This window comes from Rhodococcus sp. 11-3 (assembly GCF_023704055.1).
In the GTDB taxonomy this organism is placed as follows: Bacteria; Actinomycetota; Actinomycetes; order Mycobacteriales; family Mycobacteriaceae; genus Rhodococcus; species Rhodococcus aetherivorans.
The window spans coordinates 2,347,207-2,372,159 of the sequence record NZ_CP080406.1 but is presented as its reverse complement, the minus strand read 5'-3'; the positions used below and the strand labels follow the sequence as shown (position 1 = coordinate 2,372,159).

The following is a 24,953-nucleotide window of genomic DNA, read 5'->3' as shown; positions in this document are numbered from 1 at the left end:
ACGGCCCACCGGGCCGTCCCCCGTCGGTGTCTACCGCCGGGTCCCCCGTCGGTGTCTACCGTCCGGCCCGGCCCCACTCCCAGTCGCGGATGTCGGGCATGTCCTCACCGTGGGTGCGGATGAACTGGTGGTGCTCGACCAGCCGGTTCTTCAGGTGCTCGCGCGCGTATGCGGAGATCGGATGCAGACGGGGCACCCGGTCGACGACGTCCATGGCGAGGTCGAACCGGTCGATCTGGTTGAGCACGCACATGTCGAACGGCGTGGTGGTGGTGCCCTCCTCCTTGTACCCGCGCACATGGATGTTGTCGTGGTTGGTACGCCGGTACGTCAGGCGGTGGATCAGCCACGGGTAGCCGTGGTAGGCGAAGATCACCGGCTTGTCCGTGGTGAACAGCGAGTCGAATTCGCGGTCCGACAGTCCGTGCGGATGCTCCGTGTGGTCCTGCAGCCGCATCAGATCCACGACGTTCACGACGCGGATCTTCAGGTCGGGGAACCATTCGAGCAGGATCTCCACGGCGGCGAGGGCTTCCATGGTGGGCACGTCGCCGGCGCAGCCGAGCACCACGTCGGGTTCGACCCCCTTGTCGGTACCCGCCCAGTCCCAGATCCCGATTCCCTTGGTGCAGTGCACGATTGCCGCATCCATATCGAGGTACTGCAGCTGCGGTTGCTTGCCGGCGACGATCACGTTGACGTACTGCCGGGTGCGCAGGCAGTGGTCGGCCACCGACAGCAGGGTGTTCGCGTCCGGCGGCAGGTACACGCGGATGACATCGGCCTTCTTGTTGACCACGTGGTCGATGAAGCCCGGGTCCTGGTGCGAGAAGCCGTTGTGGTCCTGCCGCCACACGTGCGAGGTGAGCAGGTAGTTCAGCGACGGGATCGGCCGGCGCCAGTCGATGCCGTTGGTGGTGCGCAGCCACTTGGCGTGCTGGTTGAACATCGAGTCGACGATGTGGACGAAGGCCTCGTAGCAGGAGAAGAAGCCGTGCCGGCCGGTCAGCAGATAGCCCTCGAGCCAGCCCTGGCAGGTGTGCTCGGACAGGATCTCCATCACCCGCCCGTCGGGGGCGAGCCGGTCGTCGGTGGGCAGGATGCGGGCGTTCCAGGTGCGTGCGGTGGCCTCGAGGACGGGACCGAGCCGGTTGGAGTTGTTCTCGTCCGGGGAGAACACACGGAAGGTGGTCGCGTTCTCGCGCATGACGTCGCGCAGGAAGGTACCGAGCACGCGGGTCGATTCGACGCTGCCGGTACCGGGCGCCTCGACCGGCACGGCGTAGTCGCGGAAGTCCGGCAACGCCAGGTCTCGTACGAGCGGCCCGCCGTTGGCATGGGGGTTGGCGCTCATCCGCCGCTCCCCCGCCGGGTGCAGGTCGCGGATCGCGGGCACGGGGGCACCGTGGTCGTCGAACAGTTCCTCGGGCCGGTAACTGCGCAGCCACTCCTCGAGAATCTTGCGGTGGCTTTCGTCGTCGCGGGCATTGGCGAAGGGCACCTGGTGCGAGCGCCAGTACCCTTCGACCGGGAGACCGTCGACCTCCTTCGGTCCGGTCCAGCCCTTCGGGGAACGCAGCACGATCATCGGCCAGCGCGGTCGCTCGGTGACCCCGTCGCGGCGGGCGCGGCGCCGGATCTCGAGGATCGCATCGACGCAGTGGTCCAGGGCCGCCGCGAACGCCTGGTGCATGCGCTCGGGATCGGAGCCCTCGACGAATACCGGATCGTGGCCGTAGCCGCGGAGCAGGTGCTCGAGTTCCTCGTGTTCGATGCGGGCGAGGACGGTCGGATTGGCGATCTTGTACCCGTTCAGGTGCAGGATCGGCAGCACGGCGCCGTCCCGGCGCGGGTCGACGAACTTGGTGGAGTGCCAGCTGGTGGCCAGCGGGCCGGTCTCGGCCTCGCCGTCACCCACCACGGCAGCGACGATCAGGTCCGCATTGTCGAACGCGGCCCCGTAGGCGTGCGACAGGGCGTACCCGAGCTCGCCGCCCTCGTGGATGGATCCGGGCGTCTCGGGGGCGACGTGGCTGGGAATCCCCCCGGGGAACGAGAACTGGGTGAACAGCCGGGCCATGCCGTCCGCATCCTGGGACACGTCGGGGTAGATCTCGCTGTAGGTGCCCTCGAGCCAGGCTGCGGCGACCGGCCCGGGCCCGCCGTGGCCGGGGCCCATCACGTACATCATGTCCAGCTCGCGGGCGACGATGGCCCGGTTGAGGTGGGCGTAGACGAAGTTCAGCCCCGGGGTGGTGCCCCAGTGTCCGAGCAGCCGGGGCTTGATGTGCTCGGGACGCAACGGCTCGCGCAGCAGGGGGTTGCCCATGAGGTAGATCTGCCCCACCGACAGGTAGTTCGCGGCTCGCCACCAGGTGTCGAGCGCGGCGAGCTCCTCGGAGCTCAGCGGTCCGGTCCGAGTTGCCGTGTCGGGTCCTGCGTCCACGTACGGTCCTCTCCTGCGGGTGCGGTGTGGTCCGGTCTCGGGTTCGAGCCTGCCCCGGGCGGGTGGCCCACGCCGGCCGTTCCGGGAAACACTCGCCGAAGAGTTCCTCCCGGACGGCGCATCCGTGCCTGCCGGACACCCGACGAGCGCCGGAGAAACCCCCTCCGACCAGGCGATGTGGCGTATCGCCGACAATGCGCTACGCTAACTCCCGCCCCACCGAGCAACCGGTGGAGTCCGGAACGCCCTCGTAGCTCAGGGGATAGAGCGCTTGCCTCCGGAGCAAGAAGTCGCAGGTTCGAATCCTGCCGAGGGCACCACGGGAACGGCCCCGCGTCGCAGTGCGACGCGGGGCCGTTCCCGTTCTGCGGCCCGGACCTGGCGCAGAGCGGCAGGACGTCGAGACCAGGTGTTGTGAAACGCGGACTCGTCACGAAGCAGGATGTGCGCATCGTCCACGCCCAGAGATTCTGTGTTCATCGTCCGATGTCACCGACTGCCACCCCGTGCGAGAACCCGTACAGCATCAGCGCCACCGCGCTGAGCAGTGACACCGCCGCGGTGACGACGAGCAGCGACCCCAGACCGAGGGCGGGTATCGCGGCACCGGCGTGCTGCGACCGAGCTGAGGGCTCCCACGACCAGGCAGGCTGTGAACGCCGCACCGGCGCGCTCGGGTACCAGCTCGGCGGTCCAGACCGCGAGCACCGCGGATCCTGTCATGTACCCCATGCCGAAGATGCCCGCCGAGGGTGCGGTCGCGGCTACGGAGCCACCTGCCAGCCCGAGCAGCACCAGCGCCGCACCGACCGTTGCAAGGCACAGCGCGGCGACCCGGACGCTGCCCAGTCGCTGCCCGAGGGTTCCGGTCGCCACCCCCACCATGCCGGTGAGACCGAGGGCCGCGTAGAGAGCCGGGACGGCCGCCGCCGGGAGGGTGCCGCTGTCCAGGACGTCGGCGGCATAGGTGAAGTAGACGACCACGACCGCGAAGTAGACAACGGAGTAGGCTACCGGGACCCGAAGCGCTGCCACCAGCGAGGAGGCACCGGCTCGCCCCTCCGGACGTGGGGCCGACCCGGTCCGCGGCACCAGGCGCAGGTTCACGAGTGCGGCGGCCACGGCAGCGAGGGCGATGCCGGCCCACACCAGGCGCCACAAGCCCACCGCAGCCAGGACGGCCAGCGCGCCCAGCAGCACCAGTCCGCCGCTGGTGCCGGTGGTGATGATCGCCAACGCTCGGGGCTGCTGCCGCGAGGGCACCGATCGCGTCACTATGTCGGAGTAAGGCGCCCAGACCCAGCCACCGGCGCTGCCGGCCAAAACGACACCGACGGCAAGCAGCCCCGGGGACTGCGCGAAAGTCACGATCACCGCCCCCGCAGCGCCGCAGGCCCCGCCCGCTGTCGTCGGCGCGCGCGACCCGCGGCGAGCGGCGAGCCGCGGCGAGCGGCGAGCCGCGGCGAGCGGCGAGCCGCGGCGAGCAACAGACCGGCCAGGTAGCCCGCAAACGTTGCGCTGGCGACGAGGCCGAGCACCAGCTCGGAGAGCCGCAGGTCTTCCCGGATATCGGGCAGTGTCAGGCCGTAGGCGTAGCGGGCCATGCCGAAGCGACTCCGACCACCGCAGCTCCGGCCAGGCCGATCCGCCCGCCTGGGGAGAGCGTCATGAATTCCCCTTCATGCCGTGGGCCCGGCTACGTCACGGACCTCGGCCCGACTCCCGGGAGCATCGGCACTCACTGCGTGCATGCACCGACTCTCCCACGGCCGGATCAACTCGGTCACCTGCGGCCGACGACCGCGAGACCGGGTGTCAGTCCGCCGGATCCTGCTGGGCGGCCTCGGTGATCGGCGCCATGTCGAAGTAGTCGCGCCAGCCGGCGATCCTGCCGTCGACGACCTCGAAAGTCCCCATCACCGGCAGTTCGACGGTCCGTCCCCCGAGCGTGAACACGTCGACCCGCTCGTTGAGCACCACGCCGCCGTGGACAGCCTGGTGCCGGATGCGGAAATCGATGCCGCCGAACGAGGCGACGAACCCGGCGATGAACTCCTCGATCGCCGCGCGCCCGCGCACCGGTTCCATCGGGATGTTGTGGTAGACGGCGTCGTCGGTGAAGTAGGACGCGAGCACGGCCGGGTCGGGATCGGCCCAACGGCGGCAGAATTCGGTGACGAGCTCGTCGGGGGTCATGCGGTTCCTTCCGTCAGGCCCGGGCGAAGCGCGCCGGATCGGTGCCCGGGACCCGGCGCGCCCGGCCTCTCTCGATGAGGTGCCGCACGTGCGCCGAGGCCTCGGACAGCGCCATCTGCTTGCCCGTGGGCGGAGTCTGGTCCCAGGGGCGGTACCACGTCATCCGCTCGGCAGCCTGCCACAGCGTCAGCTCCTCGTCGCCGAACGCCGCGTACAGATCGTCGAGGCGTCGCTCGTGGTGCTCGACGAGCGCGTCGGTGCGGGCCGCGAGGTCGTCGATCGGCTGCCGGTGCGCGGGCAGGGTGCGCCGGGCCGGGAGCGTGCCGACGGCGCGCAGGGAGTCGATGAATTCGCCGAGGGCGTCGCGTTCGGGGAGGGGGAAATCGAAGTCGCCCACGTGCGGGGTCGTGGTGGCGAGGACGTGGTCGCCGCTGAAGAGGATGTCGTGCTCCTCGATGTAGAAGCAGGCGTGGCCGGGGGTGTGCCCGGGGGTGAACACTGTGCGCAGGGTGCGGCCGGCGAGCGTGATCCGTTCGTCGGTGGCGAGCTTGCGGTCGGGATGGACGTCGGGCTTGCCGGTTGCGCGTTCCCCGTTCACCCGGTCGAGGTAGGTGGTGATCTCGTCGTCCGGGGCGCCGGCGCGGCGCCACTGCTCGGCCTCCCACTCGGCGTTGCCGTCGCCGGAGATCATGAGCTCGAGCTGGCCGAAGTCGTCCTCGTGCATGCCGACCCAGCAGCCCGACGCCTCCCGGATCCGGCCGGTCAGACCGACGTGGTCGGGATGGAAGTGGGTGACGACGACCCCCTCGACGTCCGCGACGGAGGCGCCGACGGCGGCGAGGCCGTCCTGCAGCGCGGCCCAGGACGTGTCGTCGTTCCAGCCCACGTCGACGAGGACCAGCCCGCGCGGCGACTCCATCGCATACACCTGGGTGTCGCCGACCGGCAGGTCGCTCACCGGTACGGGGATGCGGTAGATGCCGTCGCCGATGTCGCGGGCGTGGTCCATGGGGTCCTCCGAGCTACTCGATCGTTAGCCATTCAATGAACACAAACAGTAAACTATTTGGGTTCGTGCGGCTCGATGATCGCCATGATCGACCGGATCTCCCCCGCTGGGATGGCGAAGTGCTCGGTGACCGCCACGGTGAGGGTGCCGTCGCCGGCGTCGAGGTCGAGCAGGAACCGCGCGACGACGTTGTCGTCCCACTCGCGAAACGTCAGCTCCCGCACACGACGGATCGAGCGGTACTCGGGGCCCTGCTCGAGCCGGTCGCGGATCTCGACGCCGCTGTCGCCGGTGCGCACGCCGTTCTCGACCCGCCACGCGTCGGCCGCGAGCCGCACGTGTGATGCGTCGTGTCCGACGAGGGAGCGGATGTAGGAGCGGGCCATGGCGACGCGGGCGCTGTCGGTGGGCGCGCCGGCATGCTCGGCGATCGCGGCCATCAGGGTCGGCGCCCAGTCCGGCCGGCAGATCACCAGGTCCGGCATGTAGGGGTGGGGGCGGTTGTACTCGAGCTCGCTGCCGTCGATGCGGGCGCAGTACAGCCCCGCCGCCTGCGCGACCCCCACCGGCGCCGCGGAGTCCCACTCCCACTGCCCGCCGGCGTGCACGTAGGCATCGACGTCGCCACGCACCACCGCCATGGCCTTGGCCCCGGCCGAACCCATCCGCACCACGTGGGCGCCGACGGCCCGGGCGACGTCGGCGACGAAGGCCGGCGGCCGGCTGCCGCTGACGACGATCCGGGGCCGTCGGCCGGCCAGCGGCCGCAGTTCGGCGGGACGGACGTCGTCGGTGCCGTAGACGGCACCGACGGCCGGCTGAGCGACGGCGGCGGCGGTGATACCCCTGCCGGCCTCCCACAACGCGACGTGCACGGCCCAGTCCTCGTGGTCCGGCATGCCGTACTCCTTGGACCCGTCCAACGGGTCGACGATCCACACCCGCTTCGCGTGCACCCGCACCGGATCGTCGGCGGATTCCTCCGAGAGCACCGCGTCGCCGGGGCGCTCGGCGGCGAGCCGCTCGAGGATGTACGTATCGGCGGCGCGGTCGCCGCGGCGGCCGAGTTCGCGACCGGTGAGCGTGTCGGCCTCGGCCGCGCGGACGGTCAGCAACAGTTCGCCTGCAGCGGTGGCGATCTCGGCGGCGAGGGCGGCGTCATCGGTCATGGGGCCAACAATTCCATGACCAGCCCGGCCTGCGCGACCGGATCGCCGTCCTGCGGCCGCAGCACCAGGTCCGGCCGGGTGGGCGCCTCGTAGGGGTCGTCGATACCGGTGAACCCGGTGATCTCCCCGGCCCGGGCCCGGGCGTACATGCCCTTCGGATCGCGGGCCTCGCAGTCGGCGAGCGGGGTGTCGACGAACACCTCGAGGAACGGCAGCCCGGCCTCCCGGTGCTGCTCGCGGATCCGGTCCCGGTCGGACCGGTACGGGCTGATGAGCGCGCAGATCGTCACCAGGCCCGCGTCGGCCATCAGCTGCGCCACCGCGCCGACGCGCCGGACGTTCTCCGCGCGGTCCCGCGGCCCGAAGCCGAGGTCGGCGTTGAGGCCGTGGCGCAGGTTGTCGCCGTCGAGCCGGTAGGCCGGGACACCGGCCGCGAGCAGGCGCCGCTCGAGCGCCGCGGCGACGGCGGACTTGCCCGACGCCGACAGGCCGGTCAGCCACACCGTCGCGCCGCGCGAGAGGCGTTCGGCGCGGGTCGCCTCCGCCGCGTGCCACACGACGGGGGCGGCGGCGAGGGTGGGTCCGGTGATCATCCCGGCGGCGACGGTGCTGCCGGTCGCGTCGTCGACGAGCACGAAGCTGCCGGTGGTCCGGTTGCGCCGGTAGGGGTCGAACAGCACGGGACGGCGGGTCCGCAGCTGCACCCGTCCGATCTCGTTGAGGGTCAGCGATCGTGCCGTCCCGTCGCGGTGGAGGGTGGTGACGTCGAGCCGGTAGTCGAGCCGCACCACGTGCGCGGCGGTGGCGTTGGTGGTGTGCAGCAGGGTGTAGGTGGCGTCGGGTGCGAGACCCGGGCCCTCGGCGAGCCAGCACACCATCGCGTCGAGCTCGTGCCCGACGAGCGGGCGGTTCCCCGGGCGGCACAGCATGTCACCGCGGCCCACGTCGAGGTCGTCCTCGAGTTCGAGGCACACGGCGCTGCCCGCGAAGGCGCTCGGCACCGGGTCGCCGCCCGGTCCGTGGACGGCGCGCACACGCGTGCCGTAGCCCGAGGGCAGCACCACCACCTCGTCGCCGGGGGCGAACGCCCCGCTCGCGACGGTGCCGGCGTAGCCGCGGAAGTCGCGGTGCTCCCCGTGACCGGGGCGGAGCACGTACTGGACGGGGAATCGCGCGTCGATGAGGTTGCGATCGGAGTCGATGTGCACCTGCTCGAGACGGTGCAGCAACGAGGCGCCCTCGTACCAGGTCATGGTGGTGGTGCGCGTGACGACGTTGTCGCCGAGCAGCGCCGACACCGGCACGAACGTCAGGTCGTGGATGTCGAGTTTGGCTGCGAACGAGGAGAATTCGGCGCAGATCTCGTCGAAGCGCTGTTGCGACCAGTCGACCAGGTCCATCTTGTTGACGCACAGCACGAGGTGGGGGACGCCGAGCAGGCTGGCGAGAAAGGCGTGCCGGCGGGTCTGCTCGACGATGCCCTTGCGGGCGTCGACGAGAATGAGGGCGAGGTCGGCGGTCGAGGCGCCGGTGACCATGTTCCGGGTGTACTGCTCGTGGCCGGGGGTGTCGGCGACGACGAAGGCGCGGTGCGGGGTACAGAAGTAGCGGTGGGCGACATCGATGGTGATGCCCTGTTCCCGCTCCGCCCGCAGTCCGTCGGTGAGCAGCGCCAGATCGGGGGTGTCCATGCCGCGCTCGCGGCTGGTGCGGGTGACGGCGTCGAGCTGGTCCTCGGGCACGGCCTTGGAATCGTGGAGCAACCGGCCGATCAGCGTGGACTTGCCGTCGTCGACGCTGCCGGCGGTGGCGATGCGCAGCAACCGGGTCATCAGAAGTAGCCCTCCTTCTTGCGGTCTTCCATGCCGGCCTCGGAGATGCGGTCGTCGGCGCGGGTGGCGCCGCGCTCGGTGACGCGGCTGACGGCGACCTCGGCGACCACCTCGTCGGGGGTGGCGGCGGCGGATTCGACGCACCCCGTGCAGGTGGCGTCGCCCACCGTGCGGAACCGCACCAGCGCGTCGCGCGGCTCGTCGTCCGGCAGCAGAGCGAGGAACTCGTTGAGCGCCAGCAGCATTCCGTCGCGCTCGACGACGGTGCGGCGATGGGCGTAGTAGAGCGACGGCAGCTCGATGCCTTCGTCGCGGATGTAGTTCCAGACGTCGAGTTCGGTCCAGTTGGACAGCGGGAACACGCGGATGTGCTCACCGCGGCGGTGCCGGCCGTTGTACAGCTGCCACAGTTCGGGACGCTGCGCCTTGGGATCCCACTGCCCGAACTCGTCGCGGAAGGAGAACACGCGTTCCTTGGCGCGGGCCTTCTCCTCGTCGCGGCGGGCGCCGCCGAACACCGCGTCGAATCCGCCTTCGCGGATGGCGCGCAACAGCGTTCGGGTCTGCAGCCGGTTGCGGCTCGCGCGCGGGCCGACGTCCTCGACGGCCCGGCCGGCGTCGATGTCGTCCTGCACCGAGGCGACCAGCAGGCGCACCCTCCGGCGGGCCGCCTCGGCGTCGCGGTAGGCGAGGACCTCGGGGAAGTTGTGGCCGGTGTCGATGTGCAGCACCGGAAACGGGATCGGCGCCGGCCAGAACGCCTTGGCCGCCACGTGCAGCATCACCGCGGAGTCCTTGCCTCCGGAGAAGAGCAGCACGGGACGTTCGAAGGTGGCCGCCACCTCCCGGAAGATGTGCACGGACTCGGCCTCGAGCGCGCGCAGCAGGGACAGTTCGTACGACGGCGTGAGGGTCATCGGGGCTCCAGCTCACGAGCGCCGGTCCAAATATGTACCGGCTCGGTCGAAAGGTTTCGCCCCGAACAATAGAACGAGTTTCAGTTCCGGGTCAACGCCTCGCGGGGTGCGAGCGAATGTATCGCCCACTCGATCAGACCGACGGCATGATCCATTCGCTCGGTCCCCAGGGGCCGCAACACCCGGCCGTCACCGGGCCGGGCGACGCCCGCCGAGCTCGCGCGTGACGGCCTCGGCGGTGGCCACGAGGGCCGCCCCGCGCCGGGCGATCTCCCGGTTGGCCAGGGTCGCGCCCACGTGGAGCGTGAGCACCACCGACTGCCGCCCGTCCGCGTCGTAAGCGGGGGCGGCGAGCAGGTTCACCGGATGCTCGGCGTCGGCCGGTTCCGCCCCGGTCAGCAGCACCCGCTCCCCCAGGCTGGACACCATCTCCCCCAGCAGTTCGCGCAGCTCGGACGGCAGGTCGTGCGCCGCGACGCCCGCCATGAGCGCGTGCAACCGCCGCCCGCCCGCGGTGAGCGACTCGACCAGATATCCCGCGGTGCGGCACTCGTCGACCACGTCCCGCAGGCGGTCCCGGTCCAGCCGCACCGGAAGCGTCGGCTCGCGCGCGAGCCACTGCTCGAGCCGCTCGTCGGAGTCCCACAGCACGTACATCAGGCCCACCGGCGGCGCGAACGGATAGACCTCTCCCACCCGCGCCCCGGCACCGTCCGGATCGGCCCCGGCGACGTCGAGGACCGCGATGCGGTCGCCCACCACCGCCGACGCGGCGCAGGTGGCACCGAACTCGGCGCCGAGCGCGGCCAGGTGCCGGTGGGTGACGGGACCGACGGCGAAGCCGCGCTGCGCGGCGCGGCCCGCGACGATCAGCGCGGGACCGAGGCCGTACGTCCTGTCGGCGGGATGGCGCATCAGGTAGCCGGCCTCGGTCAGGGCGGTCAGGATCCCCAGGCACGTCGGCTTGCTCATGCCCAGCCGGCGCGCCAGCTCGGAGAGCCCGAACCGGGTCTCCGGGTGCGCGACCAGGTGGTCCAGGACCTGCACGACCCGCTCGGTCGGCGGCGAACGCCGAGCGGACGACGTCGCGGCGGCCTCGGTCATTGACGCCTCCTTGGAACACGTTCTATCGTCGCTGCACCGAGAGCCTACCGCACCGGTACATATTTGAACCGCAAGGAGATCGTGTGCTCACCGATCCGCTCACATCCGCCATCGCCGAGGCCGAGAAGCTCGTCGCGACGGCGCCGCACATCCGCACCGAGCAGGACCTGGTCGAGGGGTACCGCTACCTCGCCGGCGGGATCACCGCCTGCGTCCACTCGGCGTGGGCGGCCGAGAGCCCCCACCCCACGTTCGTCACCGGCACCGGGCCCTACACGAAGATGGGTCTCGACAACCCCGACACCCTCTACTTCGGGGCGCGCATCCGCGACGACGCCGAGTACGTCGTCACCGGCCGCCGCGGCACCACCTGCGACCTGAGCTTCCAGGTGCTCGCCGGCAACTACACCGACGCCGAGGTGCCCGGCAACGTCACCGCGTTCGACGACCGCGAGCTGCGCATCGCCGACGACGGCACCTTCGAGGCCCGGTTCGGTCCCGGCCCTGCCGACCCCGGGAACAACTACTTCACCCTCGCCCCCGGCTCGTCCCAGCTCGTCGTCCGGGAGGTCTACAGCGACTGGTCCCAGCGGCGCGGCACCCTGCGCATCGACCGGGTCGACGCGCTCGGCACACCGCCACCCGAGCCGACGCAGGACGACGCCGCCGCTCGCTACCGGCGGGCCGGGCGCGCGCTCGTGTCCCGGGTGCGGACGTGGCTGCAGTTCCCGCAGTGGTTCTACCTCGACCTTCCGGTCAACACGGTCACCGAACCGCGGCCGACGCCCGGCGGCCTGGCCACCCAGTACTCGTCCGTCGGGCACTTCGACCTGCGCGACGACGAGGCGATGATCCTCACCGTCCCCGCCTCCGACGCGCCCTACCAGGGCTTCCAGCTGGGCAGCCTCTGGTATATCTCGCTCGACTACATCCACCACCAGACGTCGCTGAACAACACACAGGCCCAGGTCGATCCGGACGGGATGATCCGCATGGTCGTCTCCGCCCGCAATCCCGGCGTCGCCAACTGGGTCGAGACCCTGGGCCGCAGCCGCGGGTTCCTGCAGTTTCGCTGGCAGCGCCTCTCCCGCGACCTCACGACCGCGGACGGCCCGACGGCCCGGGTGGTCCCGTTCGACGACCTGGCCGCGGCACTGCCGTTCCTCGACCACAACCGGGTCACGCCCCAGCAGTGGTCCGCGCGGATCGCCGCTCGCCAGACCGCGATCGCCGACCGGATGCTCGGGTGAGCGCCGTGACCACCACCCCGAGCCCCCTGCTCGCCGGACAGACCGTCGTGGTCAGCGGCGTCGGGCCCGGACTCGGCCGCACCCTTGCGGTGCGGTGCGCCGAGCACGGCGCCGACGTCGTGCTCGCCGCCCGCACCGCCGCCCGCCTCGACGACGTCGCGGCCGAGATCACCGCCCTGGGCCGGCGCGCCCTGTCCGTCCCGACCGACATCACCGACACCGGCTCCGCGTCCCGGCTGGTCGAGACGGCCCTCCGCGAGTTCGGCCGGGTCGACACCCTGGTCAACAACGCTTTCTCGGTTCCGTCGATGAAACCGTTGGCACGCACCGACTTCCAGCACATCCGCGACAGCGTGGAACTCACAGTCCTCGGCGCGCTGCGCCTGACCCAACTGTTCACCGACGCCCTGACCGAGACGAAGGGCTCGGTGGTGAACATCAATTCGATGGTGCTGCGACACTCGCAGGAGCGCTACGGCAGCTACAAGCTGGCCAAGTCGGCCCTGCTCGCGCTGTCACAGTCCCTCGCCACCGAGCTCGGCCCTCACGGAATCCGAGTCAATTCCGTTGCTCCCGGCTATATCTGGGGAGAAAACCTGAAGGCGTACTTCGAGCACCAGGCAGAGAAGTACGGCACCACCGTCGAACAGATCTACCAGCACACCGCGGCGGGCACCGACCTCAAACGCCTGCCCACCACCGAGGAGGTGGCCGACGCCGTGATCTTCCTCGCCTCCCCGCTGGCGCGGGCCGTCACCGGCCAGTGCCTGGACGTGAACTGCGGCGAATACCACCACTGACCAGCCGTGCGCGTTTTCGGTAGCCGGCACTACCAGAATCGCGCACAGGGAAGGGAGATACATGAGTGAACGCACCAGCGTCGGCACCGTCGAGGACCTGCACGCCTCCGCGACGCGGCTGACCGGCCTGACCGACTTCGGCGACGACGACTACACCGGGGCCCTCGGCGTCCTCCTCGACTCGTATGCGCGCGACGAACACCTCACCCCGCTCGGCAGCAAGATGTCGCGGGTGTTCCTGCGCGGCGCCCTCGTCGCGCGGCTGCTGAGCGAATCGGCCTGGCGCGCGCACCCCGAGCACGCCGACGTCGCGATCGAACGGCCGATCTTCGTCACCGGCCTCCCCCGCACCGGCACCACCGCGCTGCACCGCCTGCTCACCGCCGACCCCGGCCACCAGGGACTCGAGATGTGGCTGACCGAGCTGCCGCAGCCACGGCCGCCGCGCGAGACGTGGGCCGGGAACCCGGCGTTCGCGGCCATCGAGGCCGGGTTCGCGCAGCACCACGTCGAGCACCCGGAGTTCATGGGTGTGCACTACATGTCCGCCGGCGAGGTCGAGGAGTGCTGGCAGCTGCTGCGGCAGTCCTTCCGATCGGTGTCCTACGAATGCCTCGCGCACCTGCCCACCTACTCGCGCTGGCTCGCGCGGCAGGACTGGACCGGAGCGTACGCCCGGCACCGCCGGAACCTGCAGCTGATCGGGCTGCCCGACGCCGGCAAGCGCTGGGTCCTGAAGAACCCGAGCCACCTGTTCGCACTCGACGAACTGCTCACCGTCTACCCCGACGCGCTGATCGTCGTCACCCACCGCGACCCGCGCACCGTGATCCCGTCGGTGTGCAGCCTGGCCGCGCACGCCACCGACGGCTGGTCGCACACCTTCCGGGGCGCGAGCCTCGGGCGCAGCCAGCTCGACCTGTGGGCGCGCGGGCTCGACACGTTCACCGCGGCACGGAGCCGGCACCACCCGGATCGGTTCGTCGACGTGGACTACCGCGACTTCGTCGCCGATCCCCTCGGCACGGTCGGCGCGATCTACGACCGGTTCGGCATCCCGCTCACCGCCGGCGCCGAACAGGCGATGGCCGCGCTGCACGCCGAGAGCCGCAGCGGGGATCGCCGGCCGGCGCACCGCTACCGGCTCGAGGATTTCGGTCTGAGCGACGCCGAGGTGGACGAGCGGTTCCCGGACTACGCCTGTCGCTGACCCGCGGCGACCGCCGCGGCGGCGAGGACGTCGAGCAGCGGGAACAGCGCGGCGGCGATGAGATCTCCGGTCTCGACGAACGCCTGCTCGGACAGGCCGATCGGGTCGGGGATGTTCGGGGTGCGGGCCGCGCCGCTGGGATCCCGGCAGGCGTCGAGCCGGGCGATCGTCTCCGCACCGGTGACGGTCGCGATGCGGTGCGCCTCGGTCAGGGTGAACGACTTCGCCGCGGCGCCGGCGGTCAGGCCGGCGACCCGGTCGCGCTGCTCCTCGCTCATGGTCAGGACCAGGTCGGCGCCCTCGACCATCGTCGCGGTCACCCGGCGGGCGCGGAAGTCGCTCGCGTCGGCGCCGAGACCGGCGATGACCGCGGCCGCGCGGGGTTCGACGGGATACCCGACGAGGGCCCGCGTGCCCGCGCTCTCGGCGGTCAGGTCGGCCCACCCCGATTCGCACGCGTAGGCCCGCGTCAGCCGCTCCGCGATCACGGACCGGCAGACGTTGCCGCTGCAGACGAACAGGATGTGCACGCGCGCACTCTAGCCGCCGCGAATCGGGCGGAGGGGACGCGATTTTCGGCGCCGTGCGATGTTCACGTGCCGTTCGCACGCGCGCCGCGTGTCGTTCACTCACGGCGGCCGGTTCGCGGGCCGCCCCGGCGGGGTCCGGAAGCCGTGTCCACGTCACGTCCAGACCGTGCGACATGGGATGATCGACGTATGCCCGCACCCCTACCGCTCGATCCGATCGCCGAGGCCCACCGCCAGTGGACGGCCCACGGCTGGGGTGAGGTCGCGGACGGCATGGCCGCGGTGACCTCCGTGATGCGCGCGCAGCAGATCATGATGGCGCGGGTCGAGGAGGTTCTCAAACCGTTCGGGCTCACGTTCGCCCGGTACGAACTGCTGACCCTGCTGCACTTCACCAGGACCGGGGCGCTGCCCATGGCGAAGGCCAGCGCCCGGCTGCAGGTCCACCCCACCAGCGTCACCAATGCCGTGGACCGGCTCGAGACCGCGGGGCTCGTGCGCCGCACCCCGCACCCGAGCGACCGTCGCGCCACACTGGTCGAACTGACCGACGAGGGGCGGGCGCTGGCCGTCGAGACCACCGAGAAGCTCAACGCCGAGGTGTTCGCCCGGCCCGGCGTGCCCGACGACCAGCTCGAGACGCTGCTGCGGATCCTGGCCGGCCTGCGCCGCGACGCCGGCGACTTCGACACCGGAGGCGATCCCACCAGGTGGTGACACGGATCGGGGCCGTCCCGCAGGATGCGGAACGGCCCCGGTCGAGGACGACGATCAGGCGTGCTTGAACTCCGGCGCGCGCTTCTCGACGAACGCGGCCATGCCTTCCTTCTGGTCGGCGGTGGCGAACGTCGAGTGGAATACCCGCCGCTCGAACTTCACGCCCTCGGCGAGGGTGGTCTCGAAGGACCGGTTGACCGCTTCCTTGGCCATCATCGCGACGGGCAGCGACATCGACGCCACCGTGGTCGCGGCCTCGAGCGCCACGTCGAACAGGTCCGCGGCCGGCACGATGCGCGACACCAGGCCCGCGCGCTCGGCCTCCTCGGCGTCCATGTTCCGGCCGGTCAGGCACATGTCCATCGCCTTGGCCTTGCCCACGGCGCGGGTGAGCCGCTGCGAGCCGCCGATGCCGGGGATGACGCCGAGCTTGATCTCGGGCTGGCCGAACTTGGCGGTGTCCGCGGCGATGATGAAGTCGCACAGCATGGCCAGTTCGCAGCCGCCGCCGAGGGCGTACCCGGAGACGGCGGCAATGATCGGCTTGCGGGCCGAGGAGAGCCGATCCCACTGCGAGAACAGGTCTTCCGCGTACACCTCGGAGAACGTCTTCGGCGCCATCTCCTTGATGTCCGCGCCCGCGGCGAACGCCTTCTCGGAGCCGGTGAGCAGGATGGCGCCGATACCGGCATCCGCCTCGAGCTCCTCGACGGCCGCCACCACCTCACGCATCAGTTGGCTGTTGAGGGCGTTGAGCGCCTTGGGCCGGTTCAGCGTGATGATGCCGACGCGGTCCTTGCGGTCGAGCAGGATCGTCTCGAAGTCCGTCACTGGGTTTCCTGTTCTGTCGAGCGGTTGCGGATCTCGGTGATGATGGCCGAGAAGTCCAGTCCGCCGCCACCCGACTCGTTGAAGCGGTGGTAGATCTCCGCGGCCCGCAGCCCCAGCTCGGCGTCGACGCCGTTGGCGCGCAACGCGTTCGCGGCCAGACCGAGGTCCTTGTCCATGAGCGCGGCGGCGAACCCGGGCTGGTAGTCGTTGTTGGCGGGGGTGGTGGGCACCGGCCCGGGCACCGGGCAGTTGCTGGTCAGCGCCCAGCACTGGCCGGAGGCGTTGGACGCGACGTCGAAGAGGGCCTGGTTGGTCAGTCCGAGCTTCTCGCCGAGCACGAAGGCCTCGCTGATGGCGATCATCGACACGCCGAGGATCATGTTGTTGCAGATCTTGGCGGCCTGGCCGACGCCGGACCCGCCGCAGTGCACGACCTTGCGACCCATCACCTCGAGCAGCGGCTTTGCGGCTTCGAAGTCCTCCTCCGACCCGCCGACCATGAAGGCGAGGGTGCCGGCGGCCGCACCGGCCACGCCGCCGGAGACGGGCGCGTCGATGGCGCGGTGCCCGGCCTGCACGGCCTTCTCGTGGGCGGCGCGCGCGTCGGCGACGTCGATGGTGGAGCTGTCGACGAACAGCGTGTTCGGCCGGGCGGCCGGCAGGACCTCGTCGTACAGCTTCAGCACGAGGGCGCCGTTGGGCAGCATCGTGATCACGACGTCGGCGTCGCGGACCGCGTCGGTCGCGGACTCGGAGATCGTGAGGCCGTCGGCGCGGCCCTGTTCCTGGGCCGCCGGCACCGGGTCGAAACCGGTGACCGGGTAGCCGGCCTTGACGAGGTTCGCGGCCATCGGCCCGCCCATGTGGCCGAGACCGAGGAAGGCGACGTTCGGCAGTGTGCTCATGTCAGGCGGTTTCCTTCTCGGGTGCGACGAGCCCGAGTTCGAGCTCGCCGAGTGGCTGGAAGTACGCGTCGACGTCCGCGTCGGTGACGTCGGCGAGGGTCGCCGGCGACCACGCCGGGTTGCGGTCCTTGTCGACCACCTGCGCGCGGATGCCCTCGACGAGGTCGTGCGAGCGCAACGACGCCAGGGACACCCGGTACTCCTCGTTCAGCACCTCTTCGAGGCTGCCGAGTTCGCGGGCGTGGCGCACCGATCGCAGGGTCACCTTCAGCGCGACGGGCGACTTGCCGAGGATCTGCTCGGCGGCTGCGCGGGCCTCGGGCTCCTCGGCGTCCTGCAGTCGGGCGACGATCTCCTCGACGGTCGGCGCCGAGTAGGCGGCGTCGATCCAGGAGCGCTGCGCGAGCAGCGGCGACTCCGGGGCCGGCTGGGCGAATTCGGCGAGCGCCTCGTCGACCGTGCCGGATTCGAGGGCGGCGACGAACTTGTCGAGCGCCTCGGACGGCACGAAGTGGTCGGCGAAACCGAGGGCGATGGCGTCGCCGGCCGTCATCCGGCCGGTGGTCAGGGCGAGGTGGGTGCCGAGCTCGCCCGGTGCGCGCGAGAGCAGCCAGGTGCCGCCCACGTCGGGGACGAAGCCGATGCCCACCTCGGGCATCGCGATCGTGGAGCGTTCGGTGACGACGCGGACGTTGCCGTGGGCGGCGATCCCGACGCCGCCGCCCATGACGATGCCGTCCATGAGCGCCACGTACGGCTTCGGGTAGCGGCCGATGGCGGCGTTGAGGATGTACTCGTCGCGCCAGAAGTCCTGCGAGCCGGTGCCCCCGTCGCGGGCGTCGTGGTAGATCGAGACGATGTCACCGCCGGCGCACAGGCCGCGCTCCCCCGCCCCGTCCACGACGACCGCACGGACCGAGTCGTCCCCGGCCCACTCGCCGAGCGCGGCGGCCGTCACCTTCACCATGTCGTAGTTCAGGGCGTTGATGGCCTTGGGCCGGTTCAGGGTGATCCGGCCGATGCCGCCGGAGACCCGGACGAGGACGCCTTCCGTCTCGGTCATTTTGCTCCGTTCTGCGCCGCGGCCACCACGCTGCGCGCGACGACCACCCGCATGATCTCGTTGGTTCCTTCGAGGATCTGATGCACCCGCAGATCCCGCACGATCTTCTCGAGCCCGTACTCGGCAAGATAGCCGTAGCCGCCGTGCAGTTGCAGCGCGTCGTTGGCGGCGTCGAAGCAGGCATCGGTGGCGAATCGCTTCGCCATGGCGCACAGCTCGACCACGTCGTCGGCATTCCGGTCCAGCGCGTCGGCCGCGCGCCACAGCAGGGTGCGGGAGGCCTCGATGCCGGTGCGCATGTCGGCGAGCCGGAACTGCAGGGCCTGCGAGTCGAGCAGCCGCTCGCCGAACGCCTTGCGTTCGGCGAGGTAGCCGACGGTCTTGTCGAGCGCGGCCTGAGCGCCGCCGACCGAGCACGCGGCGATGTTGAGCCGGCCTCCGTTGAGCCCGTGCATGGCGATGCGGAAACCGCTGCCCTCCTCGCCGAGCAGGTTCTCGGCGGGCACCCGGGCACCGTCGAAGATCACCTGCCGGGTGGGCTGGGCGTTCCAGCCCATCTTCTTCTCGTTGGCGCCGAAGGACAGCCCGGGGGTGTCCTTCGGGACGATGATCGCGGAGATGCCGCGCGGGCCGGGCTCGCCGGTGCGCGCCATCACCACGTACACGTCCGACGTGCCGGCGCCGGAGATGAACTGCTTGGCGCCGGTGAGGACGTACTCGTCGCCGTCGCGGACGGCCCTGGTGCTCAGGGCCGCCGCGTCGGAGCCGGCGCCGGGCTCGGTCAGGCAGTAACTCGCGAGCTGGTCCATCGAGCAGAGCCCGGGGACCCAACGGCGGCGCTGCTCGTCGTTGCCGAACCGGTCGATCATCCACGTGACCATGTTGTGGATGGAGATGTAGGCGGCGATGGACGGGCAGCCCTTGGCGAGTTCCTCGAAGATCCGGACGGAGTCGAGGCGACGCAGGCCCGACCCGCCGACGTCCTCGCGGACGTAGATGCCGCCCATCCCGAGGGCCGCGGCCTTGCGCAGGACGTCGACCGGGAAGTGCTTGGTCTGGTCCCATTCGACCGCGTTCGGGGCGAGGAACTCGGCGGCGAAGTCGCGGGCGGTGTCGCGGATCGCCCGGTCGTCGTCGGTGAGGGTGAACATCGGTATCTCGTCCTAGTCCATCGTCGGGATGACGAAGTGGTCGGCGTTCTCCTTCAGGCCGGAGAACCAGCGCTGCGTGACGGTCTTGGTCTTGGTGTAGAAGCGGATCGAGTCCGGGCCGTGCTGGTTGAGATCGCCGAAGCCGGACCGCTTCCAGCCGCCGAAGGTGTGGTACGCGATCGGCACCGGGATCGGCACGTTCACGCCGACCATGCCGACGTTGACGCGGTTGGTGAAGTCGCGGGCGGTGTCGCCGTCGCGGGTGAAGATGGCCACGCCGTTGCCGTACTCGTGCTCCGAGGGCAGCCGCAGGGCCTCCTCGTAGTCGTGCGCGCGGACGACGATCACGACGGGACCGAAGATCTCCTCGCGGTAGATCTTCATCTCCGCGGTGACGTTGTCGAACAGGGTGGCGCCGGAGAAGAAGCCGTTCTCGTGGCCCTCGAGCACGAAGTCGCGCCCGTCGACGACGAGCTCGGCGCCCTCGTCGATGCCGGACTGGATGTAGTCGTGCACCCGCTGGCGAGCCTCGGCGGTGACGAGCGGGCCGAAGTCGGCGTTCGGGTCGTCGCTGCGGCCGACCTTCAGCTCGGCGACGCGTTCCTTCAGCTTGGCGACGAGAGCCTCGGCGGCCTCCTCGCCGACGGGCACCGCGACGGAGATGGCCATGCAGCGCTCACCGGCGGAGCCGTAGCCGGCGCCGACGAGGGCGTCGGCCACCTGGTCCATGTCGGCGTCGGGCATGACGATCGCGTGGTTCTTGGCGCCGCCGAAGCACTGGGCGCGCTTGCCGTGGGCGGCGGCGGTCTCGTAGATGTACTGGGCGATCGGCGTGGAGCCGACGAAGCCGACGGCCTTGACGCGCTCGTCGGTCAGCAGCACGTCGACGACGGTCTTGTCGCCGTTGACGACGTTGAACACGCCGGCGGGCAGCCCGGCCTCGATGAACAGCTCCGCCAGGCGCAGCGGCACCGACGGGTCGCGCTCGGAAGGCTTGAGCACAAACGCGTTTCCGCACGCGATGGCCGGTCCGGCCTTCCACAGCGGGATCATCGCGGGGAAGTTGAACGGGGTGATGCCGGCGACGACGCCGAGCGGCTGGCGCATCGAGTAGACGTCGATGCCGGTGCCGGCGGAGTCGGTGAACTCGCCCTTGAGCAGGTGCGGGATGCCGGTGGCGAACTCGATCACCTCGAGGCCGCGCTGGATGTCGCCCTTGGCGTCGGCGACGGTCTTGCCGTGCTCGGAGGACAGCAGCCGCGCGAGGTTGTCCATGTCGTCCTGCACGAGCTGCAGGAACTTCATCAGCACGCGGGCGCGCTTCTGCGGGTTGAACGCGGCCCATTCCTTCTGAGCCTCGACGGCGTTCGCGATGGCGGCCTCTGCCTCGGCGACGTCGGCGAGCGGAACCCGGGCCTGCACCTCGCCGGTGTTGGGGTCGAAGACGTCGGCGAACCGGTCGGAGGCACCGGGGATGTGCTTGCCCCCGACGAAGTGGGTGAGTTCTCGAACGCTCATGTCCGGATCCGTCCTAACTGGTCGAATTCTCGTGTTTCGGTGGGATGATCGGGGGCAGCGGACGACACCCCCGGCAATGTGTGCTCATCCTATAGTTGGAAGTCCATGTATGTCCATAGGTGGCTGCGCCGCCGGTGCGTCCTTTGGGTCGCTCCAGCCGCCCAAAGGACGCACCGGCCGAGGAGCGGCCTATCGCAGCCGCCGGTACATCTCTTCCAGGTCGGCGGCACCGCGGATGACCACCGACTCGTCGGTGCCGCCGGCCCGCAGGACCCGCCGCAACAGCATCGGATCGAGATCGTCCAGCGCGGGCCGGTACGGCTCGGCCGGCAGATCCGGCAACCGGATCGCGTCCCCGTAGAAGTCCTCGTCGTCGGTCTCGGCGGCGTCCACCCCGCCGATCAATGCGTTCAGGTCGACCCCGCGCAGGGTGAGCACCGCCAGCGGCTGCTCGTCGATGTGCTCGGCCAGCAGGTACCCGACCGCCGCCGCGTGTTTGCACGGCCACCCGTCGTCCGGGCACGTGCAGTCGAAGTCCAGTTCACCGGCGCGCCGCGGCAGCAGCAGCGGACCCAGTTCCTCCGGCAGCGCACCGCCCGCGAGCCGGACCAGCATGCCCGGAGCCGACCGCACCCGGTCGATCAGCTCCGTGACCGCCTCCTCGTCGAGCGTGCGGATCGAGACCGTCGAGGTGAACGGGCGCAGCTGACTGCCCTGCACCTCCCCCACCGCCACGCCGGGCTCGAGCCGCATCGAGACCACCTGTCCCGACCGGGCGTAGGTCCGGCCCCGCGCCAGCCGGCCCTTGTCGGCGACCTGCTCCATCGCCGAGACCAGCTCCTTCGACCACCAGGTGCGTCCGATCGACCCGCGCTTCGTCCGCGCCTCGATGCCGCCGACGACCCGCCGGCGCTTGCCGTAACGGTCGAACCCGCCGGCCGGGCTCACTCGCCCACCGCCTCGTCGCCCAGGGACAGCAGCGAGTGCAGCTGCTCGGTGGACAGCTCGGTGATCCAGTTCTCGCCCGCTCCCACCGCAAGCTCCGCCAATTCCTGTTTCCCCGCGATCATTTCGTCGATCCGTTCCTCCAGCGTGCCGACGCACACGAGCTTGCGGACCTGCACGTCGCGGCGCTGGCCGATGCGGAACGCCCGGTCGGTGGCCTGGTTCTCCACCGCCGGATTCCACCAACGATCCAGGTGCACCACGTGATTCGCGGCCGTCAGGTTCAGGCCCGTGCCGCCGGCCTTGAGCGAGAGCAGCATCATCGGCGGGCCGCCGTCGCCCTGGAACGCGGCGACCATCGCGTCGCGCCGGCCCTTGGACACCCCGCCGTGCAGAAACGGCACCGTGGTGTCGAACCGCTCGGCGAGATACGGGGCGATCAGCTCACCGAATTCCCGGAACTGGGTGAACAGCAGCGCCTTCTCGCCGTCGGCGAGGATCGACTCGACGATGTCCTCCACCAGCCCGAGCTTGCCCGAACGGTGCCGGCCCCGCCGCAGCACCCCGGAGCCGTCGCCCAGGTAGTGCGCGGGGTGATTGCACACCTGCTTGAGCCGGGTCAGCGCGGCGAGCACCGCGCCCTTGCGGGCCATGCCCTCCTTGTCCCGGATCTGCCGCATCATCTCGTCGACCACCGCCCGGTACAGCGCCGCCTGCTCGGCGGTCAGGTTGGCCCGCACCGTCTGCTCGAACTTCTCCGGCAGGTCCGAGATCACCGACGGATCGGTCTTGACGCGGCGAAGCACGAACGGCGACGTCAACGCCCGCAGCCGCGCGGCGGCGGCCGCGTCGCGCTCCCGCTCGATCGGGACGGCGAACCGGGCCCGGAACGTCGACGGCGAACCCAGCAGGCGGGGATTGGCGAAGTCGAGGATCGATCGCAGTTCCTCGAGCCGGTTCTCCACGGGGGTGCCGGTGAGCGCGACGCGGTGCCGCGCGGGGATCGCCCGCGTCGCGCGGGACTGCGCGGTCGCGGCGTTCTTCACGTGCTGGGCCTCGTCGAGCACCACCCGGCCCCAGCGCAGCGACCTCAACGGCGCCACGTCACGCGCGACGAGCGCGTACGTCGTGATCACCAGGTCGCTGTCGGCGACCGCCGCGGCCAGCGCGGCGTCGCGCAACCGCGCCGGGCCGTGGTGGACGTGCACGCGCAGGCCCGGGACGAACCGCTGGGCCTCGCGCTGCCAGTTGCCCACCACCGACATCGGGCACACCAGCAACGTCGGGGGCACGTCGTCGCCGCCCGCCCGTTCGTGGGCGAGCAGCGCGAGCACCTGCACGGTCTTGCCGAGGCCCATGTCGTCGGCCAGCACCGCGCCCAGCCCGAGGCCGCTCATGAACGCCAGCCACTCCAGGCCGCGCTGCTGGTACGGACGCAAGGTCGCGTGCAGGCCGGGTGGGGGCGGCACCGGTTCGGGCCGGACCTGCCCGTCGAGCAGGGTCGCCACCCAGCCGGTAGCGGCGACGTCGGTGACCTCCACCGGGGGCGGCTCGTCGCCGGTGAACCGGCCGAACAACGTCGCCAGCGTCGCGTCCGTCGCGCCCTGGCCGGCGACGTAGCGGGCGGCCCGCGCGAGCGCGATCGGATCGGCCTGCACCCACTTGCCGCGCAGCTTGACCAGGTCGCTGTTGGCCGCGATCAGCCGTTCCATCTCGGCGGGGGTGAGCAGCATGTCGCCCACGGCAAGCTGCCACTCGAACGAGACGAGCGCGTTCATGCCGACGGTGTCGTCCTCGGCGGCGACGGGTGCGACCGGCGAGGACACCTGCAGCCGCAGCGACGGCTCGAGCCGCGCCCACGCGCGCGGCAGCAGCAACGCGACGCCGGCCTCACCCAGCGCACGGCCACCGTGCTCCACGAGGTCGGTCACGACCCCCGTCGGCAGCAGCAGGTCCAGGCTGTCCGGGTCGCGCGGCACGTCCTGCAGCCGCGGATACGCCTTCAGGGCGGCGCCGAGCTTGCGGATCCCGATCTGCAGCAGCTGCGCGTCGGAGCCGTCCACCGGCACCGGCACCGGCGCCTGCCCCTCCGACCGCAGGCACACCTCGAGCCGCCACAGCGTGTCGGCGCCGATGCCGTCCTCCTCGTCGTCCGGTTCGACGAGCCGCAGCACCAGGTCGGGCTCGTTTCCGGCGAGCGAGGCCCGCCATTCGTCCAGCGCCTCGGCCATGCGCTGGGAGCCGCTGTGGTGCGGCTGCCCCTCGGCCAGGGCGGCGATCAGCGGATGCAGCGAGGTACCCACGTTGCCGATCAACGCCCGGGTGATCGGATCGGTGAGCTCGGTGGCGAGGTCGTCGAGGAGCGCCGCGGGCCGGCCGGCCTGCCGCTGCACCGGCGGCATCGCGGCGGACAGCTCGGCCGTCCAGGCCCGGATCCGGTCGCCGCCGAGCAGGCGCCACCGGGCCCACCACTGCCCGTCGGCGCGGTGCAGTTCCGGGGCCACCCGCCCGGCCTGCGCCCAGCGCTCGATGCCGCGGGCGACGTGGGCGAGGTAGCGCAGGTCCCCGGCCACCCCCTCGGCGTGCCGCGGCAGCGCCAGCAGCAGCTCCGCGGCGTCGGGCGGCGCGACCGCCACCGCGGGGATCCGCCGCGGAGCGTCGTCGCCGGGCAGACGCAGCTCGACGCGGTGCCGGAACGGCCGGTCGATCCATCGTCGCAGTACAGCGGGTGTGTCGTCGGGCGGGTCGTCGCCGTCGCGCCACAGCATCAGGCCCGCTCCCGGTGACCACAGCCCGTGCAGCATGCCCACCATGGTGCCAGCCGCGACCGACACCGTCGTGACGGGCTGGGGCGCACGCCCGCCGTCGTGGCGGGTGGGCCCGCGCGGGACGGTCGTGCCGAGCGTGCGCCGAGCGCCGGTGACGATCGGCCCTGGATCGGGCTCGCTCCCCGGAGGACACTGGGCTGCAGGTGCACCCACCAGGAGACTGCGATGTCGATCATGATCCAGGTCCTCGAACAGGCCTACAGCGCCCACACCCCTTGGGAGCAGGTCAAGTACGCGTTCGTCGACTCCGAGCACATCACCACGATGCGGCTCGACGGCCAGTGCGGCGTGTGGCTCGACGGGACGAAACACGGTGAGTCCCACCGGCTCGCCGCCACCGCCACCGCGGAGCAGGCGGTGTTCTTCCTGCTGACCGTGTTCGACCGGATCGCCGAGTGCAGGCAGCACGGGGGGTCGTGGATCGTCGGGCACGACGGCCGCACCATCGAGTCCATCCACGCGACGCGGTTTCCGCTGACGACCGACGGCTGAGCGGGCACCGGCGCCGCCGCTGTCGGTGCGGTCGGTGAGA

General features: G+C 71.1%; 21 protein-coding genes, 1 tRNA gene and 1 pseudogene. 6 read left to right on the top strand and 17 right to left on the bottom strand.

Annotation, left to right across the window (positions count from 1 at the left end; genetic code table 11):
- Positions 1-55: 55 nt before the first annotated feature.
- A complete protein-coding gene (locus KZJ41_RS11370) occupies positions 56-2,446 on the bottom strand; it encodes a phosphoketolase (RefSeq protein ID WP_251550790.1) in 2,391 nt (796 codons plus the stop codon).
- A 244-nt stretch (positions 2,447-2,690) separates the two neighbouring features.
- Here KZJ41_RS11370 and KZJ41_RS11365 point away from each other — a divergent pair.
- Positions 2,691-2,766: transfer RNA gene (locus KZJ41_RS11365), tRNA-Arg, on the top strand.
- Between the two features lie 169 nt (positions 2,767-2,935).
- Here KZJ41_RS11365 and KZJ41_RS11360 read toward each other — a convergent pair.
- From KZJ41_RS11360 to KZJ41_RS11325, 8 genes and pseudogenes are all read right to left on the bottom strand, one after another.
- Positions 2,936-3,829: pseudogene (locus KZJ41_RS11360) on the bottom strand (MFS transporter); the annotation flags it as partial.
- Positions 3,817-4,050: a YbfB/YjiJ family MFS transporter gene (locus KZJ41_RS11355; RefSeq protein ID WP_251550788.1), complete on the bottom strand. Its 234-nt coding sequence runs from the start codon at positions 4,048-4,050 to the stop codon at positions 3,817-3,819. The pseudogene KZJ41_RS11360 and the gene KZJ41_RS11355, both read right to left, overlap by 13 nt.
- Positions 4,051-4,261: 211 nt before the next feature.
- A complete protein-coding gene (locus KZJ41_RS11350; RefSeq protein WP_006940201.1) occupies positions 4,262-4,642 on the bottom strand; it encodes a limonene-1,2-epoxide hydrolase family protein in 381 nt (126 codons plus the stop codon).
- 13 nt (positions 4,643-4,655) lie between these two features.
- On the bottom strand, positions 4,656-5,651 hold the full coding sequence (locus tag KZJ41_RS11345) for an MBL fold metallo-hydrolase (protein WP_043797217.1): 996 nt from the start codon (positions 5,649-5,651) through the stop codon (positions 4,656-4,658).
- Positions 5,652-5,704: 53 nt separating this feature from the next.
- The gene (locus KZJ41_RS11340; RefSeq protein ID WP_006940198.1) at positions 5,705-6,820 is read right to left on the bottom strand and encodes a 3'(2'),5'-bisphosphate nucleotidase CysQ; all 1,116 of its coding nucleotides are present in this window, start codon (positions 6,818-6,820) and stop codon (positions 5,705-5,707) included.
- Positions 6,817-8,652, bottom strand: a complete 1,836-nt coding sequence (gene cysC / locus KZJ41_RS11335; protein WP_251550785.1) for an adenylyl-sulfate kinase — start codon at positions 8,650-8,652, stop codon at positions 6,817-6,819. The genes KZJ41_RS11340 and cysC overlap by 4 nt, the downstream gene beginning before the upstream one ends.
- Positions 8,652-9,569 carry a sulfate adenylyltransferase subunit CysD gene (gene cysD, locus KZJ41_RS11330; protein ID WP_029542913.1) on the bottom strand — a complete coding sequence of 306 codons (918 nt, stop codon included), beginning with the start codon at positions 9,567-9,569 and terminating at the stop codon, positions 8,652-8,654. Before cysD ends, cysC begins: the two co-directional genes overlap by 1 nt.
- 189 nt (positions 9,570-9,758) lie before the next feature.
- Positions 9,759-10,673 (bottom strand): IclR family transcriptional regulator, encoded by a 915-nt coding sequence (locus KZJ41_RS11325; protein WP_029542911.1) that lies wholly within the window; start codon positions 10,671-10,673, stop codon positions 9,759-9,761.
- A gap of 83 nt (positions 10,674-10,756) precedes the next feature.
- Between KZJ41_RS11325 and KZJ41_RS11320 the strand changes: the two genes are divergently transcribed.
- The 3 genes from KZJ41_RS11320 (at position 10,757) to KZJ41_RS11310 (ending at position 13,933) form a co-directional block, all read left to right on the top strand.
- On the top strand, positions 10,757-11,923 hold the full coding sequence (locus KZJ41_RS11320; RefSeq protein ID WP_065922709.1) for a hypothetical protein: 1,167 nt from the start codon (positions 10,757-10,759) through the stop codon (positions 11,921-11,923).
- A complete protein-coding gene (locus tag KZJ41_RS11315; RefSeq protein ID WP_006940184.1) occupies positions 11,920-12,723 on the top strand; it encodes an SDR family oxidoreductase in 804 nt (267 codons plus the stop codon). Before KZJ41_RS11320 ends, KZJ41_RS11315 begins: the two co-directional genes overlap by 4 nt.
- 61 nt (positions 12,724-12,784) lie before the next feature.
- The gene (locus KZJ41_RS11310; protein WP_006940183.1) at positions 12,785-13,933 is read left to right on the top strand and encodes a sulfotransferase; all 1,149 of its coding nucleotides are present in this window, start codon (positions 12,785-12,787) and stop codon (positions 13,931-13,933) included.
- Here the strand turns inward: KZJ41_RS11310 and KZJ41_RS11305 are convergent.
- Complete coding sequence (locus KZJ41_RS11305) at positions 13,918-14,463, bottom strand: protein-tyrosine-phosphatase (protein WP_006940182.1); 546 nt, start codon at positions 14,461-14,463, stop codon at positions 13,918-13,920. The genes KZJ41_RS11310 and KZJ41_RS11305 overlap by 16 nt on opposite strands.
- A gap of 189 nt (positions 14,464-14,652) precedes the next feature.
- On the opposite strand from KZJ41_RS11305, the gene KZJ41_RS11300 reads away from it, so the two are divergent.
- Positions 14,653-15,180 (top strand): MarR family winged helix-turn-helix transcriptional regulator, encoded by a 528-nt coding sequence (locus tag KZJ41_RS11300; protein WP_006940181.1) that lies wholly within the window; start codon positions 14,653-14,655, stop codon positions 15,178-15,180.
- A gap of 54 nt (positions 15,181-15,234) precedes the next feature.
- On the opposite strand, the gene KZJ41_RS11295 is transcribed toward KZJ41_RS11300, so the two are convergent.
- The 7 genes from KZJ41_RS11295 to KZJ41_RS11265 all read right to left on the bottom strand — a co-directional run bounded on the left by KZJ41_RS11295 (position 15,235) and on the right by KZJ41_RS11265 (position 24,397).
- The gene (locus KZJ41_RS11295) at positions 15,235-16,011 is read right to left on the bottom strand and encodes an enoyl-CoA hydratase (protein ID WP_006940180.1); all 777 of its coding nucleotides are present in this window, start codon (positions 16,009-16,011) and stop codon (positions 15,235-15,237) included.
- Entirely contained in the window at positions 16,008-16,916 is a 909-nt protein-coding gene (gene mmsB, locus KZJ41_RS11290) for a 3-hydroxyisobutyrate dehydrogenase (protein ID WP_006940179.1), read from the bottom strand. Before mmsB ends, KZJ41_RS11295 begins: the two co-directional genes overlap by 4 nt.
- Position 16,917: 1 nt before the next feature.
- Positions 16,918-17,979, bottom strand: a complete 1,062-nt coding sequence (locus KZJ41_RS11285; RefSeq protein WP_006940178.1) for an enoyl-CoA hydratase/isomerase family protein — start codon at positions 17,977-17,979, stop codon at positions 16,918-16,920.
- Positions 17,976-19,130, bottom strand: coding sequence for an isobutyryl-CoA dehydrogenase (locus KZJ41_RS11280; protein WP_029542900.1), 1,155 nt, complete (start codon positions 19,128-19,130; stop codon positions 17,976-17,978). The genes KZJ41_RS11285 and KZJ41_RS11280 overlap by 4 nt, the downstream gene beginning before the upstream one ends.
- A 12-nt stretch (positions 19,131-19,142) precedes the next feature.
- The gene (locus KZJ41_RS11275) at positions 19,143-20,648 is read right to left on the bottom strand and encodes a CoA-acylating methylmalonate-semialdehyde dehydrogenase (RefSeq protein WP_006940176.1); all 1,506 of its coding nucleotides are present in this window, start codon (positions 20,646-20,648) and stop codon (positions 19,143-19,145) included.
- 189 nt (positions 20,649-20,837) lie between these two features.
- A complete protein-coding gene (locus KZJ41_RS11270) occupies positions 20,838-21,596 on the bottom strand; it encodes an SWIM zinc finger family protein (RefSeq protein ID WP_251550783.1) in 759 nt (252 codons plus the stop codon).
- Entirely contained in the window at positions 21,593-24,397 is a 2,805-nt protein-coding gene (locus KZJ41_RS11265; RefSeq protein ID WP_198163299.1) for a DEAD/DEAH box helicase, read from the bottom strand. Before KZJ41_RS11265 ends, KZJ41_RS11270 begins: the two co-directional genes overlap by 4 nt.
- A gap of 189 nt (positions 24,398-24,586) precedes the next feature.
- Here KZJ41_RS11265 and KZJ41_RS11260 point away from each other — a divergent pair, with 189 nt between their 5' ends.
- Positions 24,587-24,913, top strand: coding sequence for a hypothetical protein (locus tag KZJ41_RS11260; protein WP_006940172.1), 327 nt, complete (start codon positions 24,587-24,589; stop codon positions 24,911-24,913).
- Positions 24,914-24,953 lie beyond the last annotated feature (40 nt).